The following is a 490-nucleotide window of genomic DNA, read 5'->3' on the forward strand; positions in this document are numbered from 1 at the left end:
CCAGGACCGCCCCGCCCCCGCCGCCCAGCACCGCCAAGCAACGCGTGCGGGCGGTCCTGGAGCGTGACGGCGACGACCAGGACGCCGCCACCGTCCACGCCGCCGTCAACGCCGACGGCGGACGACCCGTCAGCCTCGGCACCATCCGCAACGTCCTCAGCGCCCTACGGCAGTAGCCAGCATGGACTTTGAGTTCTACTGCTGGCACTGCGACGCCGAGAACGTCATCCGCGGCGAGCCCGCCGGGTTCTGGGTGGAGAAATGGCGGCTCCCCTCCGAGTGGACCTGCTGGAACTGCGACGCCCTCAACACCACCCCCGACGACTAATCACGCACCCCGCACCACGAAGGCCCGGACCACACGGTCCGGGCCTTCGCCGTGCACACCCAGGAGGCCACCGTGACCGAGCAGCCCACCACCCCCGCCCCGCAGCCCCTCACCGCGGCCGAGGCCGCGGTGAGGGGCTGCGGGGCGGGGGTGGTGGGCTGC

At 73.1% G+C, this 490-nt stretch carries 1 protein-coding gene; it reads left to right on the top strand.

Annotated features, from left to right (window positions below; all coding sequences use genetic code 11):
• The first annotated feature begins 181 nt into the window (after positions 1-181).
• Entirely contained in the window at positions 182-328 is a 147-nt protein-coding gene (locus E0D90_RS27315) for a hypothetical protein (protein WP_170215055.1), read from the top strand.
• Positions 329-490 lie beyond the last annotated feature (162 nt).

The sequence above is a fragment of the Streptomyces otsuchiensis genome (assembly GCF_004305975.1).
GTDB classification, from domain to species: domain Bacteria; phylum Actinomycetota; class Actinomycetes; order Streptomycetales; family Streptomycetaceae; genus Streptomyces; species Streptomyces otsuchiensis.

Coding starts and splice junctions, on each gene's coding strand:
- E0D90_RS27315 (WP_170215055.1), top strand. CDS start 182: ATGGACTTTGAGTTCTACTGCTGGCACTGCGACGCCGAGAACGTCATC.